Raw genomic sequence first — 22,266 nt, forward strand, 5'->3', positions numbered from 1 at the left:
ATCTACATTGAGAATGGTCAATTTTTAGTCAGCGCGCACTGTCAAAACTTACGATCAGGAGCCACCCATCTTGACCAACCTTGCCGCGACACCGGTATGTTGCGAGCCAGTTTCATTTTCGTGATGTGAGCCAAAAAGAGTAACCCATTGGCCCTCCTTCAACGCCAGATTCCCGTAGCCGGAATTGTCACCGCTACTTGCTACATACTCTCCAGCGTAGTTGAAATTAAATGTTCCGGGCGAGTCTTCGACAGGCCTTAACTCATAGCCCATGGAAAACTCCTGGGACGAAAGGAAACCCTCATCTTTGCCGGAAACGGAAGCCTGCAAAAGGTTTGAATTTTTGAGAAAATCTGGCAACAGATCTGATGGAGGGCTATCTGGTTTAGTGGCCTGGCACTCGCAGTACCGGACTTCCAGAAGCAATGGTTTGCTCGCCAAATAATCATCTGCGGTTGGCGGCCCGGCAAGTACGAAACCAGGGAGTGTGGATAGAACGAACAGGCTAGGTAATGTCATCCTTGGCATGATGCCTCCTTCTAGAAAGTTTTAGCGCCCGGTTCACGCGGCTTGTTAACTAGACTCCGAACCGGGATACATCTCATAGTCTCAGTACCGCATGTCCAATTTAAAGAGGGCCTTGTATCAAAAACCTGAAAACAGCATGTCCAACGCTACGGAAATTTCATCCTGTTGTTCAGCAAGGCTACCAACGCCAGAACGCAATTCACCTTCGGACACAGCAGCCATGTACTGAGTAGCCATGACTACCTCTTGACCCTCAATGCTAAATACAGGATTCAGCCTCTGAGCAGGGGACGGTGCCGAGGCTTTGGGCAACAGTGGCACGACAACTCGGGTGTTCAAACCACTGAGAAGGTCTGACTGAACGTCCAGTAGAAAGCCAGCCCCACCGTTATTTTCAAAGACATCGAAACGAGCCATCAGAGTTGGCGATGCTTTGTGAGAGGCAAGCCGTTAGCCTCGACGTATGCGTTCGAGCTTGCGAGGGCTTTGGCATTATCTTTCAGCCAGTTCGCCTGCTTATGAAGTTTCACAGCCTCCGCGATCCCAGCTTCTGCTGACCGCGAGACATTAATTCCCAAAACTTTTGCCTCTTTGAGAAGGGCGCTGTCCAGCGATAGGTTTGTTGGCTTTCGTATGGATTTGGTGGCTTCAGAAGCTTGCATGGTTCAGTCCTCGGAAGAAATGACACACCAATATTATGCGCATATTCTTTGCCCATCAACCCTGCGCGATGGCAAGCTTTGGTGCTGGCGTAAGAGAATTTCCGGGTCAGTGGCTTAGCGTCGCTATCACCGGTGCCAACCCCTTAGCGCAGATGGGGGGATTACCCGCCCACCTCAGTTGCCACTGCCATGCAACCGTTTGGCCTCTGCGATCCATGCTCGCAATAACACAGTCGAAAAACAGCGTCAGGCCGGGAGCCAAAATTGTGAGGGGCTAGGAACCTCGGCCAGGCGCCGAGGTTCGCACAAGTATTTTTGCGAGTTACTGCAGCATCAATGTGTATTTCAGTGGCTGCCACGCATAACCAGCACTCCTGCACCCGCAAGCAGTGCCCAAGTCCACAGTGGAGCATTCTTTGCCCATTCATGAGCTTCTGGCTGGGTGCCTATAACGGCTGCAGCAATCAGTGCCACGATGGTAATCCCGCGGCGCCAGCGTCGGTCGGTTCTGCGTTGTTGCTCCCGAAGCAGTGCCAGGGTGTCCTGGTTCTGTTTCTCTGTGGGGCCGGCGCCGCGCAGCTGCAGCAGGGCATCGTGAATCAGTTGTGGCATTTCAGGAGATTGTTCCAGCCATGAGGGCAGGTGGGTTTGCAAGGATTTGATCAGCCCCGCCGGCCCGATTCGCTTGCGCATCCAGCTTTCCAGGAAGGGTTGTGCGGTGCTCCACAGGTCGAGCTCCGGGTAAAGCTGGCGCCCCAGGCCTTCCACGTTAAGCAGGGTTTTTTGCAGTAAAACCAGCTGCGGCTGCACTTCCATGTTGAACCGGCGAGCCGTCTGGAACAGGCGAAGCAGGAAGTGGCCAAAGGAAATGTCTTTCAGGGGCTTTTCAAAAATCGGCTCGCATACCGTTCGGATGGCGGCTTCAAATTCATTCACCCGGGTATCTGGCGGCACCCAGCCGGACTGAATGTGGAGTTGGGCTACTTGCCGGTAGTCCCGGCGGAAGAAGGCGAGCAGGTTGCGTGCAAGGTAGCTTTGGTCGTCCGGCGCCAGAGTGCCGACAATGCCGAAATCAATGGCGATGTATTTCGGATCGGCGGGATTGGAAACGTCGACAAAAATGTTGCCCGGATGCATGTCTGCGTGGAAGAAGCTGTCGCGGAATACCTGGGTAAAGAAGATTTCAACGCCTTTTTCCGCCAGCACCTTCAGGTTCACGCCCGCCGCTTTCAGGGCCGGAACATCGGCAATGGGAATGCCGTGGATGCGCTCCATCACCATCACGGATTTGCGTGTGTAATCCCAGTCGATGAAGGGGATATAAATCAGCGGGGAATTGTCGAAATTACGGCGCAGCTGGCTGGCATTGGCGGCTTCCCGCTGCAGGTCCAGCTCGTCGTGAATGGTGGAATCGTAGTCTGCCACCACGTCTACGGGATGCAGGCGTTTGCCTTCCGTCCAGTATTTCTCGAGCAGGTTTGCCATCAGGTACATCAGGGCAAGATCCTGGTGGATCACTTTCTCGATGCCAGGGCGCAGCACCTTGACCACTACTTCCTGGCCGTTCAGCAGAGTCGCGGCATGGACCTGTGCCACAGAGGCTGAAGCCAAGGGGTCTGCACTGAACTCTTTGAACAATTCGGATACCGGCGCGCCAAGGGATTTTTCAATAATGTTGCGTGCGACATCGCTGGGGAACGGTGGTACGCGATCCTGCAGGGTTTTGAGCGAATCGGCCATGTCGTCGGGCAGCAAGTCACGGCGCGTAGACAGAATCTGGCCAAACTTCACAAACACCGGCCCGAGCTCTTCCAGAGCCAGGCGCAGGCGATCACCACGATCAAGCTTGGGCTGTGGGAAAAGGTGCCAGGGTGCCAGCAGGAAAAATAGCTTCAATGGCCCGGGAAGCTCCGCTATTGGGAGAAATATGTCGAGCCGGTAGCGGCAGAATACCCAGGAGATTCGGAACATTCTTTGCAGGCGGGTCACGGAGTCTCCGGTTTGTCAGTATTGCTGCGGCTTTCGATCTGGTTCAAGCGTGCTTCCAGGCGTTCTGTGCGCAGGCTGAGGGCATCGATATCCTCGAACGTGGCTTCCAGTTCGCGTCGGCCGGGTAGGGCACGGCTTTCTTCATGCACGTATTCTTCGATGTTGGCGTTCAGGGTGCTGAAAGCCTGGCGGCTCCAGCTCACTGAGTTGCGAATGCGCTTGCCGATAAAGTGGGCGGGTACGTCGCCAATGTGCCTTGCCATGGCAGCTTCCCAGTCCGGGTTGAGCTGGTCCAGCGCTCTTTGGAACTGGTGTGCGAGGGTGGTATCGCCAACGACTTCGAGGCGGTTGTCTGCGAACACGCGGCTGTCGCCCGTAGCCAGTGCAGCGAAGGCCAACGGTTTGCCGCTGATTTCAAGTGATGGGTGATCTGCGGGCTGGCTGCGTACCTGCACACTGTCGCCAACCCTGTGTAAAGAGCAGGTAAGGGAGATTGGATCGGTAATGCGGAACTGTACCGGCCCCTCAAGCGCCTTCAGCAGCGCTTGCTGGCCAGCAGGATCCAGTTCAAGCGCGTGGTTCAGTGCCCGCTCGATTATGGCTGTTATTGCCGTAAGCAGGGTCGGGCCAGGAAACATCAGGGTTTGATTCCCACGTGCAGGGCAACAATGCCGCCGGTCATGTTGTAGTACTTGCAGTTCACCAGGCCCGCGTTTTCCATCATGCCTTTGAGCGTATCCTGATCCGGGTGCATACGGATGGATTCGGCCAGGTACTTGTAACTCTCACTGTCGCCGGCGATGAGCTGGCCAATCAGCGGCAGAGCAGTGAAGGAGTAGGTGTCGTAGGCTTTGCTGAGCAGCGGGTTGGAGGGCTTGGAAAACTCCAGCACCATCAGTTTGCCGCCGGGTTTCAATACGCGGGTCATATCCCGCAGTGCCTGATCCTTGTCGGTCACGTTACGCAAGCCAAAGGCAATGGATACTGCGTTGAAGTTGTTATCCGGAAAAGGCAGGTGTTCGGCATCGGCTTGCACGTATTCAATGTTGCCGGCATAACCACGATCGGTCAGGCGGCTACGGCCAACCTGCAGCATGGAGGCGTTGATGTCGGCAAGAACCACTTTGCCGTCACGCCCAACCAGGTCCGAAAATTTCATGGTCAGGTCGCCGGTGCCGCCAGCGATGTCCAGCACCTGATGGCCGGGGCGCACGCCGGAAAGCTCAATGGTGAAGCGCTTCCACAACCGGTGGATCCCCATGGACATCAGATCGTTCATGAGGTCATATTTGCCCGCTACGCTATGAAAAACTTCGGCGACCTGGCCTGCCTTCTGGCTCTTGGGTACATCCCGGAAACCGAAATGTGTGACGTCGTCCTGGCCGTTGCCGGAACTGGCTGGCGTTTGTTGATCGCTCATGGGGCATGTCCTGTCAGAATCTGAACCCCGTATTCTAACGCTTGGCGGGGTTGCTACAAGGGTGGCTAGACGTTAAATACCGCCTTACACTGTAAAACCTTTCAATTTTGAAGAGAAAACTGACTCATGTCCGTAATCGATGTACATCGCGCCCACACCCTTGATAAAGAACATGCCCGCGAAGCGGCAGAAGCGCTTGCCAAGGATCTCTCCAGCAAGTTCGAGCTCGATTACCAGTGGGAGGGTGATCATCTCAAGTTCAAACGTTCCGGGGTAAAAGGCCACCTCAAGATTACCAGCGACGACCTCAACGTGCATCTGGAGCTGGGTATGCTGTTGCGGCCTTTCAAATCGCGGATTGAGCAAGAGATTCACAGTCAGCTGGACCAGATTCTGAAGGCCTGATCCTGCTTTCAAAAAGAAGCGGGAACCCGTTTTTAAAGGTCGTCCGGGAGCACAAACGGTTCCGGGTGACCGCTGAGAATGTTGGCCATAACCCGCTGCTCCCGGGTTACCAGCCGGTCGATCAGCACGTTCACCTTGTCCATCCTGCGAAACGCCGAATACCCTCTGTGAAGAAAATCGTGCAGATCGCTCAGGTCAGCCATTTCTGCGGGTGTACGGCTCATTGATAGCAGCCAACCCAGGGTGCGGTTGCGCACATAACGGTCGAGCTGCTGCCCCACATCAGCAACCAGCATCACCTGATGTTTGCGTTGTTCCAGTTTCTGGCTGGCGCGATACACCTCACAGTAGTGCTCAGCGGTGATCACTCTGGCATGCATGCCGCACTCATCAAGCAGTTCAGCCAGCTCAAGATCCAGTTGCTGGGTAATCAGGTTCAGCTCCACGAGCCCGGCAAGTGTTTCCAGCAGATGGTCTGGCAGCCACTTGACCATCTTCGGGAAGACCCTGTCTATGTTGTCGTCGCGCCGGGTCATGTTGGCGGGGGCATAAAGATCGGTGAGCAGGAATTCCAACCCATCCCGATAGCCGGGGTGCTGGTACAGGTCCTGGTGGGTCTGTTTCAGTCGCCTGGCCTGCCAGTCTGCCACGCTGAGTGCGCTGTCGAGCAGCCTGTGGTCCGCTCTGTAATGCCTGAAGTCGTGGTAGTCCAGTAACAGCTGCTGCAAGCGGCGGGCGCTTTTTGAGCGCACTTCCGTGCCAACAAGGCGCTCACGATACATGGGACCAGCTCCGGTAGATCTGTGTAGGGATTTGAATTTAGCTGGGTAGTTTACCGGAGGATAAGCGTGGGTGCAGTAACCCTGGGCTTCAGCCGTGTGCGGCAACAGGCAGGGATTCAAAGTCGGGCAGCCATTCCTTGCTGTCGAGCGTAACGAAGTGGCTTGGTGCCTGGGTCTCGATAATGCGCATGCTGGTCGGGCTCCTGCGCGCGCTGGCAAGCATGGCCGGGCGATCCAGAATACGGTCTACGCCGGCAATCAGGAAGGTGCCATGACGCACATGCCGGTATACGTCAGGATCGGTGCGTTCCATCCAGTCGAGAATGTTCTCTATATTGCGAACAATGGTCAGGTGGTCGCGGGTTGCGTAAAACAGCTTGCCGAGTAGCTGTTTCTTGCGCGGGTTCATTTTTCCAAAAAATGTTTGCCCGTAGGCAGACGCGGGTGCGCTGTTAATCAGGCGGATCACCCACGGCCACATGCCATGGCTGACGGGCTCCAGAATGGCGGACACCAGCGGGTGAATCTTGCCCTGTGGCAGTGCCGGCGCTTCAAGCACTACTTCTACGTCTTCGTAGAGTTCTGGCCGTTGTTTAATCGCCTCGAGAATCACGGCGCCACCCCGTGAATGGCCGTGAATGCGCACATGTCGGGTGCTGGGCAAGTTTGTCAACGCCTGGTTCAGAATGCAGGCATCGTATTCAATGGTGCCTTCCAGGTGTTTGATTGGCACTTCCCATTCCGGCGTTTCCGGTGTTACGCCGTTTACCGGTATATGGTAGTTGCTGCAGGTCAGCAGGATCAGTTCTGTGGTTGGGGCGTCGTAGGTTTGAGTGAAGTAGCAATGGTTTTCCAGAAAGCCATGTACGCCTATAACGGTATGCTCTGCCTCGCCGCTGTGATTGCGAACAGACACTGCGCCTTCACCAACACGAAAGACCCGCCCTGAGAACATTTCTGAATAGGCATGGTCGATCGGTTTGATCAGCTTGCGTATATGGCTTGCTTTCATATTGCCTCCACTCCCAGCACGGCGATAACTTGTTTTTGGTGTTTGGTCGTTTGACCTGGTTGTGCTGGTAACCCAGTTGTACTCCTGTTCGACCCGATCGGTATTGGCGCTGGCAACGCATTTACTGCTTTGCTGCGGCCAATCGGTATTCGCCGTGGCGTTTAATAACTATTACACCAAGCCTTATAACCAGTATAGAAGTGAAGGGATGTCAACGTGTAAATTTTTGTAACATGTCGTTGCCCGTGGCTTTGTGGAGCCGTTAGAGGATGTCTGGCACAATGCCGGGCACTGTGTTTTTTACTCCACCACTTCCGGGGACGTTCGGGATTGAGCCAAGAACAAACGCACCTCATGCTTCCTGCGGATTCAGCCTGGCTGGCTCTGGAGAACGCCCGGAACCCTATGACCATTACCGTCATGATGCGGGTGGATGGTCTCACCGCGCCCCGGCTCAGGGAGTTTTTACGGGTTTACTGGATGGCGTGGGAGCGCTTCCGGTACATGCCAGTCAAGCGTGCGCCAGCGTGGTGGTGGGAGCCGGATCCGGTTTTTGATCTCAGGCATCACCTGGATGTGGTGCTCGACCGCTTCACGGAATCTTCCCTTCAGGAGTGGGTGTCCGCTCGTCTGAACCAACCCCTGCCTTTTTACCGCCCGCTGTGGAAATTCTGGCTTGCGCCGAACGCCGAGGGTGGCTCGGTATTGCTGTTGCGGGTGCATCATTGCTATGCCGATGGCGTATCCCTTACGGGTATTTTTGACCGTTTGTGCCCCGCCTCACCACAGCAACATCCAGCGGTTTATGGAGCCCGGCAAACCGGGGATCTGGCACCCTGGATATCGGCGGCCAAAGGCCGGATTGAACAGTTGGTTGCCAGTGGTTTTGCACCGGAAACGGACACTGAAAAGCACCTCCGGAATCCGGTAGGCGAGGGTGAGCAGGCTGGCGGGTTGCTGGACCAAGTGGCCCGCAACGGCTTGAAACTGGTGAATGAATTCAGTGATTTTCTGGCAGAGCCAGAGGATACGCCGTCTGATCTCAAGCGCCCACTGCTGGGCCGGCGGCATTGCCGGTGGTCTGCGCCGGTTCCTATTGAACGGTTCAGATCAATCGCCAAAGCAACAAATGTAACCATCAACGACGTTCTGCTTAGCTGTGTGGCGGCAGCGGTTCGCCCGCGCCTCGGGATTTCCGGGGCGACTCTGGAAGATGCGGTAATGCACGCGGCCGTTCCTGTTGATATCCGCAGCCGTTTGCCGGATGACCTGCAGCCCGAGCCGGATTCTCTCGGCAATTACTTCGGTACGGTGTTTGTACCTTTGCCTGTGGACGGAGAGAGCGCTCTGGAGCGCCTCTACCGAATCAAGCAGGAAACCCGTCGGCTGAAAAAGAGCTGGCAGCCCGGAATTGCCTGGGGCCTGGCGTGCTGTTCATCCCTCATTCCTGAACCCCTGCGCCAGCCGCTTTCGGATGTTTTTTACCGCAAAGCCAGTGCCGTGGTATCGAACGTGCCCGGTACACCTGAGGCGCGCTATATCGCCGGTTGCCGAATTGCGGAGCAGATGTTCTGGGTGCCTCAGGCCGGTGATATAGGGCTGGGCGTCAGCATTGTCAGTTATGCCGGGCAGGTGCAGTTTGGTGTAGTGGCAGATGAAGCCGTATTGGATGACCCCGAGGCGTTCCTGGAAGATTGTCTGCAGGAGTTGTCAGAGCTCCCGGGTGGTTCACCTATTGTTGTTTGAGGTCTACAGTGAATGAGTGAACGCGAATGACCGCGTTGTCATTTACAAATCCAACAAGAGGTGACGACCATGATATACGCACAACCTGGAAAAGACGGTTCCGTCGTTTCTTTCAAATCCCGTTACGGAAACTACATCGGCGGCGAGTGGGTTGCACCGGTTAAAGGCGAGTATTTCGAAAACATAACCCCGGTAACCGGTGCTGTAATCTGCGAGATCCCGCGCTCCTCCGCTGAGGATGTCGATCTGGCTCTTGATGCTGCGCACAAGGCTGCACCGGCCTGGGGCAGAACGTCTCCGGCAGAGCGCTCCAACATCATGCTCAAAATTGCCGATCGCATTGAGGCCAACCTTGAAAAGCTGTCGGTCGCAGAAACCTGGGATAACGGCAAAGCGGTGCGCGAAACCCTGAACGCCGACATTCCGCTGGCGGCAGACCACTTCCGTTATTTTGCCGGCTGCATCCGGGCCCAGGAAGGGCACATGGGTGAAATTGATCACAACACCGTGGCTTACCACTTCCATGAACCCCTTGGCGTCGTCGGACAGATCATCCCCTGGAACTTCCCGATACTGATGGCTGCGTGGAAACTTGGCCCCTGCCTGGCGGCTGGTAACTGCAGCGTGCTCAAGCCGGCAGAACAAACGCCTGCCAGTATCCTGGTGCTGATGGAGGTCATTGGTGACCTGCTGCCACCGGGCGTCATCAACATTGTTAACGGCTACGGCATCGAGGCTGGCGAGGCTCTGGCGACAAGTAAGCGCATCGCCAAGATCGCCTTCACGGGCTCTACACCCGTGGGCTCGCACATTCTCAAGTGCGCGGCGGAAAACATCATTCCTTCAACGGTTGAGTTGGGCGGTAAATCTCCCAACATTTATTTCTCTGACGTTATGAGAGCGGAGCCGGAGTTCGTGAGCAAGTGTGTCGAAGGTCTGGTTCTGGCGTTCTTCAACCAGGGTGAAGTATGCACATGCCCATCCCGCGCTCTGGTGCAGGAAGACATGTTTGAGGAATTCATGCAGAAGGTTGTTGAGCGCACCAAGGCCATCAAACGCGGCAATCCGCTGGACACCGACGTGCAGGTGGGTGCCCAGGCCAGCAAAGAGCAGTACGACAAGATCATGTCCTACCTTGAGATTGGCAAACAGGAAGGGGCTGTTGTTCTCACCGGCGGCGGCAAGGAAGAAATGGATGTCGAATTCAAAGACGGCTTCTATGTTCAGCCCACCCTGTTCAAGGGTGAGAACGCCATGCGGGTATTCCAGGAGGAGATCTTTGGCCCGGTTGTAGGTGTGACCACGTTCAAAACCGAAGAAGAGGCGGTGGCGATTGCCAACGATACGGAATTTGGGCTGGGTGCCGGTGTATGGACCCGCGACACCAATCGTGCCTATCGTGTGGGCCGTAACATTCAGGCGGGCCGGGTGTGGATGAACTGCTATCACGCATACCCGGCACACGCGGCCTTTGGTGGTTACAAGAAATCCGGCGTGGGCCGTGAAACCCACAAGATGGCGCTGGAGCACTATCAGCAGACCAAGTGTATGCTGACCAGCTATGACATCAACCCGCTAGGTTTTTTCTGACCTGGCTGCGACAGGCGGCCTGAGGAAAGGCTGGTCTGTCGCACCGTTTGATGCGTAGTAAGCCATCCTGACTCATAAACAGTACAGGAGGAGCCATGAGCGAAAACAGAGCCATGGGCATAGATGCTCAAACCAGGGTAGAAACCGACAGTCTGGGCGATGTCCACGTACCCGCCGCCGCACTTTGGGGAGCCCAGACCCAGCGCGCGATTGATAACTTTCCGGTCAGTGGTCAGCCCATGCCGCCGGCTTTCATCTCGGCGGTGGCCCGAGTCAAACAGGCGGCGGCAGAGGCCAATGCCAGTCTGGGGCTCCTGGATAACAGCCGCGGCGACGCTATTACGGACGCTTGTCGGGCGCTTATTCGTGGAGAATTTTCCGATCAGTTCCCGGTTGATCGCTACCAGACGGGCTCTGGTACCAGCACCAACATGAATGTGAACGAGGTGATTGCGGCCATTGCTGCTAACAACGGCGTTGAGGTGCACCCAAACGATCATGTAAACATGAGCCAGAGCTCCAACGATGTGATTCCTACGGCCATCCACGTGAGTTCAGTCATTGGTGTGACAGAGAGGCTTATTCCCGCGCTCACGCACCTGCGTGGGGTTATTTACGAACGTGAAGCGCTCTTCTCCACTCAGGTGAAAACCGGCCGCACCCACCTCATGGATGCCATGCCGATTACCCTGGGCCAGGAACTGCGCACGTGGCGGGAGCAAGTTCTTGCGGTTGAAAAACGCCTTGAAGCGGCGGCAACTGAACTGCTGGCAGTGCCCCAGGGCGGCACTGCCGTCGGCACAGGCGTGAATGCGTTGCCTGAGTTTTCCAGCCAGTTTGTGAAGTTCCTGAAGGCAAACACCGGTTACTCGTTCCGTTCTATGGATCACAAATTTGTAGGGCTGAGTTCGGTGGATGGCCCGGTTGCGCTCTCAGCGCAATTGCGTGGCCTGGGGATTGTGCTCACCAAAATTGCCAATGATCTGCGCTGGATGAACAGTGGCCCGATTCATGGGCTCGCGGAAATCAGCCTGCCGGCACTGCAGCCGGGCAGCAGTATTATGCCGGGCAAGGTAAATCCGGTTGTTCCCGAATCAGTCGCCATGGTAGGCGCGCAGGTAATGGGCCTGGATAGCGCCAATGCCATTGCCGGGCAGTCTGGTAACTTTCAGCTTAATGTGATGTTGCCGCTGATCGGCAGCAACCTGCTGGATATGATCGACCTGCTCGCAAACGCAACCGGCATACTGGCAGACAAGGCTATCCGGGGCTTTACCGTGAATACAGAAACGCTGGATGCCAGCGTAGGCCGCAATCCTGTGCTGGTGACAGCGTTGAATCCGGAAATCGGCTACAGCCTGGCAGCGGACATTGCCAAGGAAGCCTATAAAACCGGCAGACCGGTAATTGATGTGGCAGAAGAGAGAAGTGGTCTCAGCCGGGAACGGCTGGAGGAACTGATGGATCCGCTCAAGCTGACTCAAGGCGGGGGCACCTGAAATAAACGGATCAGGAGTAGCGGCGATTGCTGATATCCCTGAAATTATTTGTGATGTTGGTCCTGGCCAATGGTGCGCCAGTGGTTGCCGCAAAGGTTTTACGGCACCGCTGGTCGGCACCGGTGGATGCCGGGCGGACATGGTTTGATGGTCGCCCGCTGCTAGGCAAAAGCAAAACCTGGAGGGGGATCGTTTCCGGTGCCCTGTGCTGTGCGCTGTTTGCCTTGGCTGCTGGGCAGGGATTTCTGTTCGGGTTGCTGTTCGGTGTGCTGGCACTCATTGGAGACCTGCTCAGCAGTTTCATCAAGCGCCGGTTGGGGCTCACCCCCAGCGAGCGCATGTCGTGGTTGGATCAGGTGCCCGAGGCAGCTTTGCCTGTGTTATTGGCGATGGGCTGGGGGCTGATAGGAGCCTGGGCTGCGCTGTTGATTGTTGTGCTCTTCACGCTATCCAATATGTGGATATCGCCTCTGCTTTATCGTTTGGGGATCCGGCGCCAGCCTCACTGAGACGGGCCTCGTGTGAGGGTATGAATAGTCACCTCCGGCGGGCAATTAAGCCGCACGTTAACCACTGAAGTACCTGCCCCGGGCGAGGTGTAACCTTGCATGCCGTTCGCTCGCCAATAGCCGCGGCCGAGATGGCGCGGGCAGTCGGCGTCCAGTGTGAGCGGAATGCGGCCGGGCAGGCAGATCTGGCCGCCATGGGTGTGTCCGCAGAGGAAGATATCGTAGCCGGCGTGGGAGGCTTCCCGCCAGATTTCGGGTGAGTGGCTGAGTAGAAGGCTGATACCACCCGGGGGAATGTCATCGCCGGCGCGGTGCAGATTGTGAACCTTGTAGAAATGCGGATCATCAACCCCAGCGAGATACAGGTGTTCACCGCTCCGCTCTATCGGCACCATCTCATTCATCAGCAGAGCGTAGCCCATGTCTTCCAGAGCGGGCACCATACGCACGCTGTCGTGGTTACCAAGTACAGCGTAGGCCGGCCCCCGGATTGCGTCTCGCAGCCGTGCCATGCCCTCAAGGGCGGGCTCGGTAGGCCCCCAGGTCTCTTTGCGGTAATCGCCGGTGAGCACACACAGGTCGTAATCCAGCGAAGAAATCTGTCGTATAACTGCTTGCAGGTTCGCCTCATCCATATCCACATGGAGATCCGTCAGGTGGAGGATGCGGAAACCCTCAAAGCTCGCGGGCAAGTCTGGCAGAAGAAAGCGATTATGGACCGTGTCCAAGCGCAGGCTATTAGCCTGCCCGCGACCCAGAAGCCCCGAAATTCTGAGGCAGAAGCGGATAAACCCGGGTGCGGATGTCAGGTTTTCAAGATGAAACGAGGCGCGATCCCGGCCAAACACTCTGGTTTCGGCTTCGCGCTCAATGCCCAGCCGCTGGCGAGCATGAACCGGCCCAAGCCTCAGGCTCAGGCGGTACTCCAGAAGTTCATCCTGGTGTTCCGGTTTTCTGGCCGGTGAGGTCATCGGTCGTCCTCTGATCTTGCATCGGGTCATTGCATCGTTTTTCAATACATTCTTTCTCATTATGGTAGGCAACAGAAGGGATGCAACCCGGTTGCTACATTGTTCCTGCAGGTGGCCGGGAACTTTTTCCATTTCAGTTTTCTAACAAGGAGGCAGAGTGCGCTCCGACTACCATCACAGTTCCAGTTGGAAAAATGGTGGGTTAGCAGCCACAATCTGTAGCCAGTAGACATTCACATCCGTAGTAGAGGTCTTTATGCCATCATCTTGCAGTATTCCCGGCTTGAACGTAGCCCGTAGCCGCTTCCCGGAGCCCGAGCAGGATCTGCCAGCCGAAGAAGGTGAGCAAAGAGTCGTGCTTGCGGGTGGTTGTTTCTGGTGTGTGGAGGCCGTGTTTCTGGCAATGGATGGCGTAAACCGCGTGGAGTCTGGCTACGCTGGCGGATTGCAGGAAACGGCTAACTACGGAGCCGTGTGCACCGGCACTACCGGCCATGCGGAGGTGGTGGATGTGCACTACGACCCCGCCCGGGTCAGTTTTGGTGAGCTACTCCGGGTGTTTTTCTCGGTTGCCCATGATCCGACTCAGCTGAACCGGCAAGGTAATGACCGGGGTACGCAATATCGCTCGGCCGTTTTTTACGAAACCCCCGAGCAAAAACGGGTTGTAGAATCTTATATTCGCCAACTCGATGAGGCAGGAGTCTATTCCGAGTCTGTAGTAACTACTTTGGAGCCGCTGGAAGCCTTTTACCCGGCCGAGGCGAATCATCAGAATTTCGCCGCCCGGAATCCTTACCAGCCATACATCATGGCAGTGGCGGCGCCTAAAATGGAAAAACTTATTGATGGCTTCAGTGACCGGCTCAAACCGGAATACACTGTCGTCAATTCCAATGTCGATTCCAACTCCGGGGAAAACCTGGCCTGAGGAGATGAATAATGAGCAGTTCTGCTGCAGGATATGACCTGACGCCACTGACCGAGGCGCAGGTAGAAGAGAAAGCAGCCAGCCTGACACCTGAAGAGCGCCAGGTGTTGCTGAATCACGGAACAGAACACCCGTTTTGTGGGACTTTGCTGGACAATAAACTTGCCGGTGTCTATCACTGCAGGCTTTGTGATCTTCCGCTGTTCAGCTCAAACGCGAAATTTGATTCCGGTACCGGCTGGCCCAGTTTTTTCCAGCCGTTCGACAAGGAACACATCCGCTACATTGAAGATACAAGCCTTGGTATGGCCCGCACAGAGGTGCGTTGCCCTCGCTGTGAAAGCCATCTTGGGCATGTGTTTCCCGACGGCCCACCCCCTACGGGGCAGCGCTATTGCCTGAACTCCATTGCGCTGGTGTTCCAGGAAAACAGTTAATGCAGACCGTTGTTGCTGTCAGCTCGTGCTGGCAGCAACAACGGTAGAAAGCAGATAGCCTGTGTAGGCAACGTAAACCAATAGCAGAATCGAGCCGTCAAACCGGCTGATGACCTTGCGCCAGCCAGTCAGCCCGAAACCCATAACCAACAAGCCAAGCGTCAGGGCGAGCATCAAAGACCAATCCCGGTACAACACTTCCGGATCCACCGACAGCGGCTCGATAACAGCTGCCAACCCGACAACGGCAAGCGTGTTGAAGATGCCCGAGCCGAGGATGTTGCCCAGTATCAGGTCGTGTTCGTTCTTTCGCACGGCGGCGAGAGCTGAAGCCAGTTCTGGTAGCGACGTGCCAATTGCCACGATGGTCAAGCCGATCACCAGGTCACTGACACCCAGGCTTTGCGCAATAGTGACGGCGCCCCAGACCAGCAGGCGAGAGCTGACAACAAGCAGAATAAGGCCAATAACCAGCCACATGATGGCTGTTTTCATCGCCATCAGTTCGTCGGTCATCTGGGCATTGGCTTCTACGGCCATCGCGTCGGCTTTGCCTCGCATGCCCTGGAAGATCGACCAACCCATTACCACGGCAAACACGCCCAGCAATACCCAGCCATCAAATCGTGACAGCTCGCCATCCAGTAATTGCGCACCTGCAATCAGGGTCAGCACCACAAGCAGGGGGAGCTCTTTCCTGAGTACCTGGGAATGTACCGCGATGGGTGCTATCACCGCAGTCAGGCCCACAATCAGCGCAATGTTGGTAATGTTGGAGCCGTAACCGTTACCCAGTGCAAGCCCCGGGTTGCCATCGGCGGCCGCCATGGCAGACACAGCCAGTTCCGGAGCCGAGGTGCCGAACCCGATAATCACCATGCCGATAAGCAGCGCGGGCATGCCCAGATGTTTGGCGGTGGCAGCAGCGCCTTCCACGAATTTGTCTGCGCTCCAGACCAGCAATACAAGGCCGGCGATGATTGCGCCAATAGCCATTCCCATAGATAAGCCTCAGTCAGATACCTTCTGCAAATAAATCCGGCGCTAACCCTGTGGATCCAAGGGCGTAGGCACCAGGAAGGTGTGCAAGATACCGCATATGGGCGGTTAAGGTCAGCACCTTTCGGCTGAAGTGTTATGATCCGGGGCGGTCACGGGCATGAGACTAAAGTTGCGGTGATATTGCGGGTCAAAGGCGAGAAAATGCCCCAAAAGCTTGTTGCACAATGTGTCCGTGTGATTACCTATAAGCTGGCTCAACTCATTGTTCGTAAATAAAGAATGCAGCCTCAAGGTCGTACGCCGACCCGCAACGATTCACAATCGCAATTTATTATTTTCGTAAAATCCGGATAATTGCGCGCACATTCAGAACGGACGCACAGGGCATCGCCATTTACCTCGCGACTCGCCCGCATCCGACAACCGCCTCTGCTGATCGTGGAGGGGTCAAAGGCTCAAAACTAGCTAGGGTGAAAAAACCAATGGCCGTTAAACAGGCAGACGTAGTGCTGGTCGGTGGTGGTGTCATGAGCGCCACTCTCGGTGTGATGCTAAGGCAACTCGATCCGTCCATGAAAATCGTCATGTTGGAGCGTCTTGATCACGTTGCTCATGAAAGCACGGATGGATGGAACAACGCAGGAACCGGACACGCAGGGTACTGCGAACTGAACTACACGCCCGAGACTGAAGACGGCGATGTGGCCATCGAGCGTGCGCTGCAAATCAATGCCCAATATGAAGTTTCTCTGCAGTTCTGGTCGCACCTGGTAGAGCAGGGGCTGTTGCCGGAGCCTTCTAAATTCATTAATCGCACACCGCACCAGAGTTTTGTCTGGGGTGAAAAAGATGTGGCTTTTCTCAAACGTCGTCATGAGCGTTTGAGCGCCCATCACTTGTTCCGCGACATGGAATACACCGAGTCGCCAAGGGATCTGGAAGATTGGATGCCGCTGGTGGTCCAGGGCCGGGATCCGATGCAACGCGTTGCCGCCACCCGTATCCGCCACGGATCGGATGTGGATTTCGGTTCGTTGACTCGAAACATGGTCGATTACCTGCAAAGCCAGCCCAACTTTGAGTTGATGCTGGGATGCCCGGTGCATTACATAGATCAGCGCGATAATGGCCGCTGGAAGATTCGGGTGAAAAACCAGCACACAGGTGAACAGACCAAACTGGAAACCGGTTTTGTGTTCCTCGGCGCTGGCGGCGGTGCACTGCCGCTGCTGCAGAAATCCGGCATTGACGAGGCGCGTGGCTATGGTGGCTTCCCCGTTAGCGGTCAATGGCTGGTGTGCCGCAAGCCCGAGGTGGTAACTCAGCATCACGCCAAGGTATATGGCAAGGCGCCTATTGGTGCGCCTCCCATGTCGGTACCGCATCTGGATACCCGTATTATCAATGGTGAACCGGCTCTGTTGTTTGGCCCATTTGCCGGCTTTACCACCCGTTTTCTCAAACAGGGCTCCATCTTTGATTTGTTTGGTTCGGTGCGCACAACCAACCTCAAGCCGATGTTGTCGGTGAGCAAAAGCAACATGGACCTTACTCGCTATCTGATTGGCGAAGTGTTTCAGTCTCACAGTGACCGTGTTGAAGCGCTACGTAACTTTTTCCCGGAAGCGGAGGAAGCCAACTGGGAACTGCGTAATGCCGGCCAGCGAGTTCAGATTATCAAACAGGCTGAAGGCGGCGGCGGAAAGCTGGAATTTGGTACCGAAATTGTCGCTTCAAAAGACGGCACCCTGGCGGCCTTGCTAGGGGCGTCTCCTGGTGCTTCTACAGCCGCTAATGCGATGATCAGCGTGATCGAACGTTGCTTCCCGGATAGTGTCAAAACGGCTGAATGGCAGGCGCGCATGAAGCGGATGGTGCCTTCCTACGGCCAGTCTCTGGTGGACGATGAAGCGCTGCTGACGAAGGTGCGAGAAAGAACGCTCGCTACCTTGAAGTTGCGCTGAAGCTGGGCTGACATTTGCGATTTTCACTCATCGGCGTAGGGTAAAGGGACATATTGAGATAAGGAGATAGCCGATGAGCGAGCAAGAATATGACCCGGAAAAGGGGTATGTCGCACTTCTTGGCTGGAGCCTGAATGCCGTAGAGGCTGCAGACAAATTTGATCGCCGCTACGTGGTTGTTGCCCCGGATTGGGCAGAGGCGTACTGCGAAGAGCATGACATTCCCTACGTGCCCTGGAACTTTGAGCGCCTCAACGACCGCTCCGTAGAAATTGCGCAGACCCTCAAGGATATGGGAGTGGATGTTTCCATCCCCCTGTTTGAAGAAACCGTTGAGTGGGCCGGCGCGATTAACTCGGTGTTGATGGACAAACCGCGATTGTTTGGCCAAGCCATGCTGTTGCGTGACAAAGCGCTGATGAAGCGCCGTGCCCAGCTTGGCGGTATTCGTGTAGGCATTTTTGAAGAGGCCCACGACAAAGGCGATGTCATCCGCTTCCTCAAGCGCGTTAACCAGACACTGCTCAAGCTTGATGGCGATCCCAACGACCCGATTCACCTGAAAGCCTTCGATAAGGCCGGTTGTCTCGGCCACCGGGTAATCCGCACACCGGACGAGGTGGATTCCATTCCGGATGAAGAGTTCCCCGTGCTTATGGAGTCGCACCTTGATGGCTGGGAGTTTGCCGTAGAGGCCTGGATCCATAATGGCAAAATCGCATTCCTGAACATCTCCGAGTACGTCACTCTGGGCTACTCTGTTTTCGTGCCCGCCACGCCGGATCTTGAAAAGTACCGTGACCAGATTCGCGGTGAAATCGAAAAACTGATCAAGACCTTCGATATTGATTTCGGCTTTGTTCACCCGGAATACTTCGTGACCAGCGACAGCACCATGTACTTTGGTGAAGTGGCTTACCGGCCACCCGGGTTCAAGGTTTTCGAACTGCTTGAAAAGGCCTATGGTTTTAACGCATACCAGGGGCTTATTCTGGCTTTCGATCCCAAAACCACGCAGGAAGAAATCCAAGCTTTCTTCCCGAAAGAGGTGGAGGATGCCAAGGGCTATGCGGGCTGCTTTGGTGTGTACCCACGACGCAGGGTTGTCAGCAAGCTCGAGATTCCCGAAGAGACCGAGAATCATGAGTATTTTGAATCCCATGAGCTGACGCCGCCGGTTGAAGAAACCGTCACCAAGCGCACAGCATTCGGCACTCACTGGGGCCTGGTGTATTTCTTCGGTGAGGATCCGTACGTTATGCGTGATCTGCTGAAACATCAGGAAGATCTGGATTTCTATGTATAATCGGGCGATGCATTAACAACTATAGGGCCTGGCTCAGGCCCTGAGGAACATCGTTTGAACGATCAACAATCGGGCAATGCAGCTCCTGTTGTGAATCTGGAAAAATTGGCGACAAAGCTGGATGATTCGATTCGGGTTCTGGAAGAAAGCCGGTCGTTCGCCAAGCTTGGAAAGTTGCCGCAGGTATTTGATCTTGTCCGCAGGATACTGCTGCAGCCGGGAGGCTGCGCAATCGTGGAAGCGCGAGCAGAACGCCTGGAAAACGCCGGGGTTTTTACTGGCACCGACTGGGCGGAGCCGGGGATTCTGCTCCCCTCATTAACGACCTACGCTCTGCAAAGCAAGAATACAGACACGGTGGTTATTGAAGCGCTCAGTGAGCTTCGCCTGTTGGCGGTTGCTCGCGGCATGTATTCGCACCCCACGGTGTCGGCCGAGCAGGCCCACCACTACCTGACTCAGGTTCTCGCAATCAACCTTGGTCTGCTGTTTGGCATGACCGGCGAAGCTGAGCGCGAACAGGGCAAGCTGGCGCTCATCAGCCAACACGCCGTGCAGCACGTAGCTCGGCACATTGGTTACGAACATGTTATCGATAGCCTGATTGAAGAAATCTGGCGAATTCTGCAGCAGCGGCCAATTCAGGTAGCTGGCGTGCGCAAGATGATCACTCAGATTGCTATTTGCCGGGCGGAGCCAGAAGCCGATCTCGGCAGTGCGGGGCGCGGAGCAGATCGGCTGATCTCCAGCCTTTACGGCCCGACTCGAGGCTGCAGTGAGGATCCGGGGACCGTGGTTTACCAGCAGCGTCTGGAAACCATGGATTCCCAAACATTGCAAAATGAAGCCACCGGGTTTGCACGCTCCATGCATGACACCGGCCTGGTCTCTCCCTACCATGCATCCTTTGTACGCTACATTCTGGAAGGCCAGGATAATCTTCTCAGCGAAGCGCTGGGGCTTTCCAGTACAGGTCGCGACTGCCTGATGTGTTATCGGGAGCTTGTTTATACCCTGATCACCGAGGGTATTTTTCCCGAAACTGCACAGGGCCTATACGGCCTGGCGCTCTTGCTGGAACGGGGCATTCTCTACCAGCCACCCGTAGCGCCTGCGCTCTGGCGTCAGGCCCGGCTGAACCTGTGCCCGCAGGCCCGTGAGCGCCTGCAGCTTGCCTACGGCTATCAGCCGCAAGCCGGCGCCTGGTTGATTCAGGGCGTGCTGAATATTCTGGGACAGCCGCTGGGCGTTGGCCAGGGAAACAACCCGACCTGCCAATCCGCCCGGGCGCTTTCCATGTGGGCCTACAACGATCCGGACTATCTGTTGCAGATGGTTGCTTGGGCCGCCCGTGACAACGAAATTGTCATGCACTTTGAAGGTCAGCCTGTTTCCTCGGCGCGCAGCCTTGGTGGCGTGGCTTCGGAAGTAACCTTTGATCTGGATCCGGTATCTCTGGTGGTAGTACCACACCTTGACCGAATATACGGCGAGATGGGCCGCATGTGCATCGGGCGCGAAGGCGATCCACACAGATGGGTGAACCCGGAATTCCATGGCTGGTCTGCGGGGCGAGGTTTTGCAATCAACGTGGATGTGGCCACCGGTAATCTGGATGACCTGGAAGGGTTTATCCGGCATTTCTACGCCAGCTACCACCCCTACTACAACGGTAATCAGCCGCTCATACATCCTCAGCCTGCCGGTATTGCGGTCACGGACAGGGCAGCGCGATTTATCGGCTGGCACGCAATAACGATTCTTCGGGTGGCGTTGGACCCGGAAGGCGAGATGCGGGTGTATTTTTACAATCCAAACAACGACAGCGGCCAGAGCTGGGGCGATGATGTACACGTGGGCACGGAGGGCTGTGGCGAAAGATTCGGTGAGGCGTCTCTGCCGTTAGAACAGTTTGCCTCCCGACTCTACATCTTTCACTACGATCCGCTAGAACGTGGTGAGCCTGCGGATGTAGGGGAAGAGGAGCTGCAGCGAGTGATGGAGCGAGTCTATCGAAGCTGGGGCGAGAACCGTCTGCCCGCAAAAGAGCTGCAGGCCGAGCCGCCGCAGGCCGAATAGGCTGGCTCGCAAGCCTGTCGGTTATCCCGGCTGGCGCGCGCCCCTTAACATGGCATGCAGCAGTTCGTCTGCGTCAAACTTGGTGAGCGCCTCATTGGCGCCCACCTGGTTGGCGTAGCTAAGGCTCATCTCACTATTCAGGGACGTGTGCAGAATGACGTAAGGCTGCTTCAGCACGCCGTTGTCACGCACATCGAACGTCAGCTCATAGCCATCCAGCCCTGGCATCTCGATATCGCTCACCAGAATATCAACCGGCTGGCCGAGCTCGTTGTCCTTCAGAAGAACTTGCAAGGCTTCGTCACCGTTGGTGGTGACCTGATAGGGGATATCCTTCGCATCCAGCACATCGCACAGCTGCTTACGAGCGATGCGGGAGTCGTCTACCAGCAGAATATTGAGGGCTCGCAGAGTTTCGCTCTGTACGTCGGTAAGCGCGACATCGCCGGTATTCAGCGAATCGGGGTAGACATTCGCCAGCAACAGCTCGACATCCAGCAGCTGAATGATGTCGCCCTCCACGTCCAGCAGGCCGGTTATAAACGCTTTTTCGCCCAGTGCTGCCGGTGGCGCCTTTACCTTCTTCCAGTCCGTTTCAATGATCTTCTGCACGCCGCGCACGAGAAAGCCGGTTTCCTGACGCTGGACATCGGTGATAATGATTGACGACTTCTGCTGCTCCTCTTGAGTTAAAGCCGGATAGCCAACGGCAGCGGCCATATCAATCACCGGTACAGCAGAACCGCGAAAACTGGTCGTTCCCACGACAGCGTGGTGGCTGTGCGGAAGTTTTGTCAGCGGTTTGTAGGGCAGTATTTCACGGATCTTCAGCGTTCCAATCCCGAACAGCCGAGAGCCAGACAGCCTGAACAGCAGCAGTTTCTGGGATTGCTTCGCTTTGCTGGACATAACCCGATCCTTTCAGATAAAAGCTCCCCCGAAACCGGCGGGTTTCTGGGGAATCAAAGATGATACGGGCTAAAGATAGCAAGCTTACGTGCTGTTATCATCCGATAAAGCCGAAATGTTAATACGGGTAGCTGTCTTTTGGTGGGGGTACAACCGCATAGGCAAGGATTTCCACCAGCATTTCTTCCCGGGCAAATCCGGACACAATAATCGCCGCCCGGTTGGGGAAGGGCTGTGATACGAAATCTGCGTATACATGATTGACGATAGCAAGGTGTTCCCGGTCCGTCACGTAAATAACCACCTGAGTGAGGTCGGATACGCCGCTCCCGGCGCTTTCCAGAGTGTGTTTCAGGTTCGCCAGAGTCTGGATGATCTGTGGCTCGATGCCACCCTCCACAACCTTGCCTTCAGCATCAATGGGAATCTGTGCCGTAAACAGAATGCCATTGCCCACGGTCGCCCAGGCCAGGGGTGATTTGGAGGCAGGCAAGTTTGTATTAACCGGATACGGGTTCATGTGTG

At 55.8% G+C, this 22,266-nt stretch carries 22 protein-coding genes; 10 read left to right on the plus strand and 12 right to left on the minus strand.

The genetic code is table 11. The features are described from left to right. Nucleotides 1-54: 54 nt before the first annotated feature. The 6 genes from FFI90_RS09800 to ubiE all read right to left on the minus strand — a co-directional run bounded on the left by FFI90_RS09800 (nt 55) and on the right by ubiE (nt 4,599). On the minus strand, nt 55-528 hold the full coding sequence (locus FFI90_RS09800) for a hypothetical protein (RefSeq protein WP_144777836.1): 474 nt from the start codon (nt 526-528) through the stop codon (nt 55-57). Between the two features lie 117 nt (nt 529-645). After that, nucleotides 646-945 carry a CcdB family protein gene (locus FFI90_RS09805; protein WP_144777837.1) on the minus strand — a complete coding sequence of 100 codons (300 nt, stop codon included), beginning with the start codon at nt 943-945 and terminating at the stop codon, nt 646-648. Next, nucleotides 945-1,190, minus strand: a complete 246-nt coding sequence (locus FFI90_RS09810; protein WP_144777838.1) for a type II toxin-antitoxin system CcdA family antitoxin — start codon at nt 1,188-1,190, stop codon at nt 945-947. The genes FFI90_RS09805 and FFI90_RS09810 overlap by 1 nt, the downstream gene beginning before the upstream one ends. 345 nt (nt 1,191-1,535) lie before the next feature. After that, complete coding sequence (gene ubiB / locus FFI90_RS09815) at nt 1,536-3,179, minus strand: ubiquinone biosynthesis regulatory protein kinase UbiB (protein WP_144777839.1); 1,644 nt, start codon at nt 3,177-3,179, stop codon at nt 1,536-1,538. After that, a complete protein-coding gene (locus FFI90_RS09820) occupies nt 3,176-3,817 on the minus strand; it encodes a ubiquinone biosynthesis accessory factor UbiJ (RefSeq protein ID WP_144777840.1) in 642 nt (213 codons plus the stop codon). Before FFI90_RS09820 ends, ubiB begins: the two co-directional genes overlap by 4 nt. Further along, nucleotides 3,817-4,599 carry a bifunctional demethylmenaquinone methyltransferase/2-methoxy-6-polyprenyl-1,4-benzoquinol methylase UbiE gene (gene ubiE, locus FFI90_RS09825; protein ID WP_144777841.1) on the minus strand — a complete coding sequence of 261 codons (783 nt, stop codon included), beginning with the start codon at nt 4,597-4,599 and terminating at the stop codon, nt 3,817-3,819. The genes FFI90_RS09820 and ubiE overlap by 1 nt, the downstream gene beginning before the upstream one ends. Before the next feature lie 126 nt (nt 4,600-4,725). On the opposite strand from ubiE, the gene FFI90_RS09830 reads away from it, so the two are divergent. Further along, the gene (locus tag FFI90_RS09830; protein WP_144777842.1) at nt 4,726-5,004 is read left to right on the plus strand and encodes a polyhydroxyalkanoic acid system family protein; all 279 of its coding nucleotides are present in this window, start codon (nt 4,726-4,728) and stop codon (nt 5,002-5,004) included. A 32-nt stretch (nt 5,005-5,036) separates the two neighbouring features. On the opposite strand, the gene FFI90_RS09835 is transcribed toward FFI90_RS09830, so the two are convergent. Both FFI90_RS09835 and FFI90_RS09840 read right to left on the minus strand, forming a co-directional pair. Further along, nucleotides 5,037-5,786 (minus strand): DUF8198 family protein, encoded by a 750-nt coding sequence (locus tag FFI90_RS09835; RefSeq protein ID WP_144777843.1) that lies wholly within the window; start codon nt 5,784-5,786, stop codon nt 5,037-5,039. Between the two features lie 88 nt (nt 5,787-5,874). Further along, nucleotides 5,875-6,798 (minus strand): alpha/beta hydrolase, encoded by a 924-nt coding sequence (locus tag FFI90_RS09840; RefSeq protein ID WP_144777844.1) that lies wholly within the window; start codon nt 6,796-6,798, stop codon nt 5,875-5,877. A 330-nt stretch (nt 6,799-7,128) separates the two neighbouring features. On the opposite strand from FFI90_RS09840, the gene FFI90_RS09845 reads away from it, so the two are divergent. The 4 genes from FFI90_RS09845 to FFI90_RS09860 all read left to right on the plus strand — a co-directional run bounded on the left by FFI90_RS09845 (nt 7,129) and on the right by FFI90_RS09860 (nt 12,142). Beyond that, nucleotides 7,129-8,544 (plus strand): WS/DGAT domain-containing protein, encoded by a 1,416-nt coding sequence (locus FFI90_RS09845; protein WP_246123472.1) that lies wholly within the window; start codon nt 7,129-7,131, stop codon nt 8,542-8,544. Between the two features lie 69 nt (nt 8,545-8,613). Beyond that, entirely contained in the window at nt 8,614-10,134 is a 1,521-nt protein-coding gene (gene exaC / locus FFI90_RS09850; RefSeq protein ID WP_144777845.1) for an acetaldehyde dehydrogenase ExaC, read from the plus strand. 95 nt (nt 10,135-10,229) lie between these two features. Next, a complete protein-coding gene (locus FFI90_RS09855) occupies nt 10,230-11,633 on the plus strand; it encodes a class II fumarate hydratase (protein ID WP_246123473.1) in 1,404 nt (467 codons plus the stop codon). A gap of 26 nt (nt 11,634-11,659) precedes the next feature. After that, on the plus strand, nt 11,660-12,142 hold the full coding sequence (locus FFI90_RS09860) for a CDP-archaeol synthase (protein ID WP_144777846.1): 483 nt from the start codon (nt 11,660-11,662) through the stop codon (nt 12,140-12,142). On the opposite strand, the gene FFI90_RS09865 is transcribed toward FFI90_RS09860, so the two are convergent. Then, complete coding sequence (locus FFI90_RS09865; protein WP_144777847.1) at nt 12,136-13,113, minus strand: metallophosphoesterase; 978 nt, start codon at nt 13,111-13,113, stop codon at nt 12,136-12,138. The genes FFI90_RS09860 and FFI90_RS09865 overlap by 7 nt on opposite strands. A 256-nt stretch (nt 13,114-13,369) precedes the next feature. Between FFI90_RS09865 and msrA the strand changes: the two genes are divergently transcribed. Then, nucleotides 13,370-14,044, plus strand: a complete 675-nt coding sequence (gene msrA / locus FFI90_RS09870) for a peptide-methionine (S)-S-oxide reductase MsrA (protein WP_144777848.1) — start codon at nt 13,370-13,372, stop codon at nt 14,042-14,044. Between the two features lie 11 nt (nt 14,045-14,055). After that, on the plus strand, nt 14,056-14,481 hold the full coding sequence (msrB, locus tag FFI90_RS09875) for a peptide-methionine (R)-S-oxide reductase MsrB (RefSeq protein ID WP_144777849.1): 426 nt from the start codon (nt 14,056-14,058) through the stop codon (nt 14,479-14,481). 18 nt (nt 14,482-14,499) lie between these two features. Here msrB and FFI90_RS09880 read toward each other — a convergent pair whose 3' ends face one another. Next, the gene (locus FFI90_RS09880; protein WP_186317956.1) at nt 14,500-15,483 is read right to left on the minus strand and encodes a calcium/sodium antiporter; all 984 of its coding nucleotides are present in this window, start codon (nt 15,481-15,483) and stop codon (nt 14,500-14,502) included. A gap of 470 nt (nt 15,484-15,953) precedes the next feature. On the opposite strand from FFI90_RS09880, the gene mqo reads away from it, so the two are divergent. From mqo to FFI90_RS09895, 3 genes are all read left to right on the plus strand, one after another. After that, complete coding sequence (gene mqo, locus FFI90_RS09885; RefSeq protein WP_281288115.1) at nt 15,954-17,447, plus strand: malate dehydrogenase (quinone); 1,494 nt, start codon at nt 15,954-15,956, stop codon at nt 17,445-17,447. Nucleotides 17,448-17,520: 73 nt separating this feature from the next. Then, complete coding sequence (locus FFI90_RS09890) at nt 17,521-18,753, plus strand: ATP-grasp domain-containing protein (protein ID WP_144777851.1); 1,233 nt, start codon at nt 17,521-17,523, stop codon at nt 18,751-18,753. A gap of 54 nt (nt 18,754-18,807) precedes the next feature. Next, a complete protein-coding gene (locus tag FFI90_RS09895; RefSeq protein ID WP_144777852.1) occupies nt 18,808-20,832 on the plus strand; it encodes a hypothetical protein in 2,025 nt (674 codons plus the stop codon). A 21-nt stretch (nt 20,833-20,853) separates the two neighbouring features. On the opposite strand, the gene FFI90_RS09900 is transcribed toward FFI90_RS09895, so the two are convergent. After that, on the minus strand, nt 20,854-21,741 hold the full coding sequence (locus FFI90_RS09900) for a chemotaxis protein (RefSeq protein ID WP_144777853.1): 888 nt from the start codon (nt 21,739-21,741) through the stop codon (nt 20,854-20,856). Between the two features lie 118 nt (nt 21,742-21,859). Further along, nucleotides 21,860-22,261: a RidA family protein gene (locus FFI90_RS09905; RefSeq protein ID WP_144778315.1), complete on the minus strand. Its 402-nt coding sequence runs from the start codon at nt 22,259-22,261 to the stop codon at nt 21,860-21,862. Nucleotides 22,262-22,266: the final 5 nt, after the last annotated feature.

Source organism: Marinobacter maritimus (assembly GCF_007671675.1).
Lineage (GTDB): Bacteria > Pseudomonadota > Gammaproteobacteria > Pseudomonadales > Oleiphilaceae > Marinobacter > Marinobacter maritimus.

Bases quoted from the DNA above. Each gene is read 5' to 3' on its own strand.
- FFI90_RS09800 (WP_144777836.1), bottom strand. From the start codon at position 528: ATGCCAAGGATGACATTACCTAGCCTGTTCGTTCTATCCACACTCCCT.
- FFI90_RS09805 (WP_144777837.1), bottom strand. From the start codon at position 945: ATGGCTCGTTTCGATGTCTTTGAAAATAACGGTGGGGCTGGCTTTCTA.
- FFI90_RS09810 (WP_144777838.1), bottom strand. From the start codon at position 1,190: ATGCAAGCTTCTGAAGCCACCAAATCCATACGAAAGCCAACAAACCTA.
- FFI90_RS09820 (WP_144777840.1), bottom strand. From the start codon at position 3,817: ATGTTTCCTGGCCCGACCCTGCTTACGGCAATAACAGCCATAATCGAG.
- ubiE (WP_144777841.1), bottom strand. From the start codon at position 4,599: ATGAGCGATCAACAAACGCCAGCCAGTTCCGGCAACGGCCAGGACGAC.
- FFI90_RS09830 (WP_144777842.1), top strand. From the start codon at position 4,726: ATGTCCGTAATCGATGTACATCGCGCCCACACCCTTGATAAAGAACAT.
- FFI90_RS09835 (WP_144777843.1), bottom strand. From the start codon at position 5,786: ATGTATCGTGAGCGCCTTGTTGGCACGGAAGTGCGCTCAAAAAGCGCC.
- FFI90_RS09840 (WP_144777844.1), bottom strand. From the start codon at position 6,798: ATGAAAGCAAGCCATATACGCAAGCTGATCAAACCGATCGACCATGCC.
- exaC (WP_144777845.1), top strand. From the start codon at position 8,614: ATGATATACGCACAACCTGGAAAAGACGGTTCCGTCGTTTCTTTCAAA.
- FFI90_RS09855 (WP_246123473.1), top strand. From the start codon at position 10,230: ATGAGCGAAAACAGAGCCATGGGCATAGATGCTCAAACCAGGGTAGAA.
- FFI90_RS09865 (WP_144777847.1), bottom strand. From the start codon at position 13,113: ATGACCTCACCGGCCAGAAAACCGGAACACCAGGATGAACTTCTGGAG.
- msrA (WP_144777848.1), top strand. From the start codon at position 13,370: ATGCCATCATCTTGCAGTATTCCCGGCTTGAACGTAGCCCGTAGCCGC.
- msrB (WP_144777849.1), top strand. From the start codon at position 14,056: ATGAGCAGTTCTGCTGCAGGATATGACCTGACGCCACTGACCGAGGCG.
- FFI90_RS09880 (WP_186317956.1), bottom strand. From the start codon at position 15,483: ATGGGAATGGCTATTGGCGCAATCATCGCCGGCCTTGTATTGCTGGTC.
- FFI90_RS09890 (WP_144777851.1), top strand. From the start codon at position 17,521: ATGAGCGAGCAAGAATATGACCCGGAAAAGGGGTATGTCGCACTTCTT.
- FFI90_RS09900 (WP_144777853.1), bottom strand. From the start codon at position 21,741: ATGTCCAGCAAAGCGAAGCAATCCCAGAAACTGCTGCTGTTCAGGCTG.
- FFI90_RS09905 (WP_144778315.1), bottom strand. From the start codon at position 22,261: ATGAACCCGTATCCGGTTAATACAAACTTGCCTGCCTCCAAATCACCC.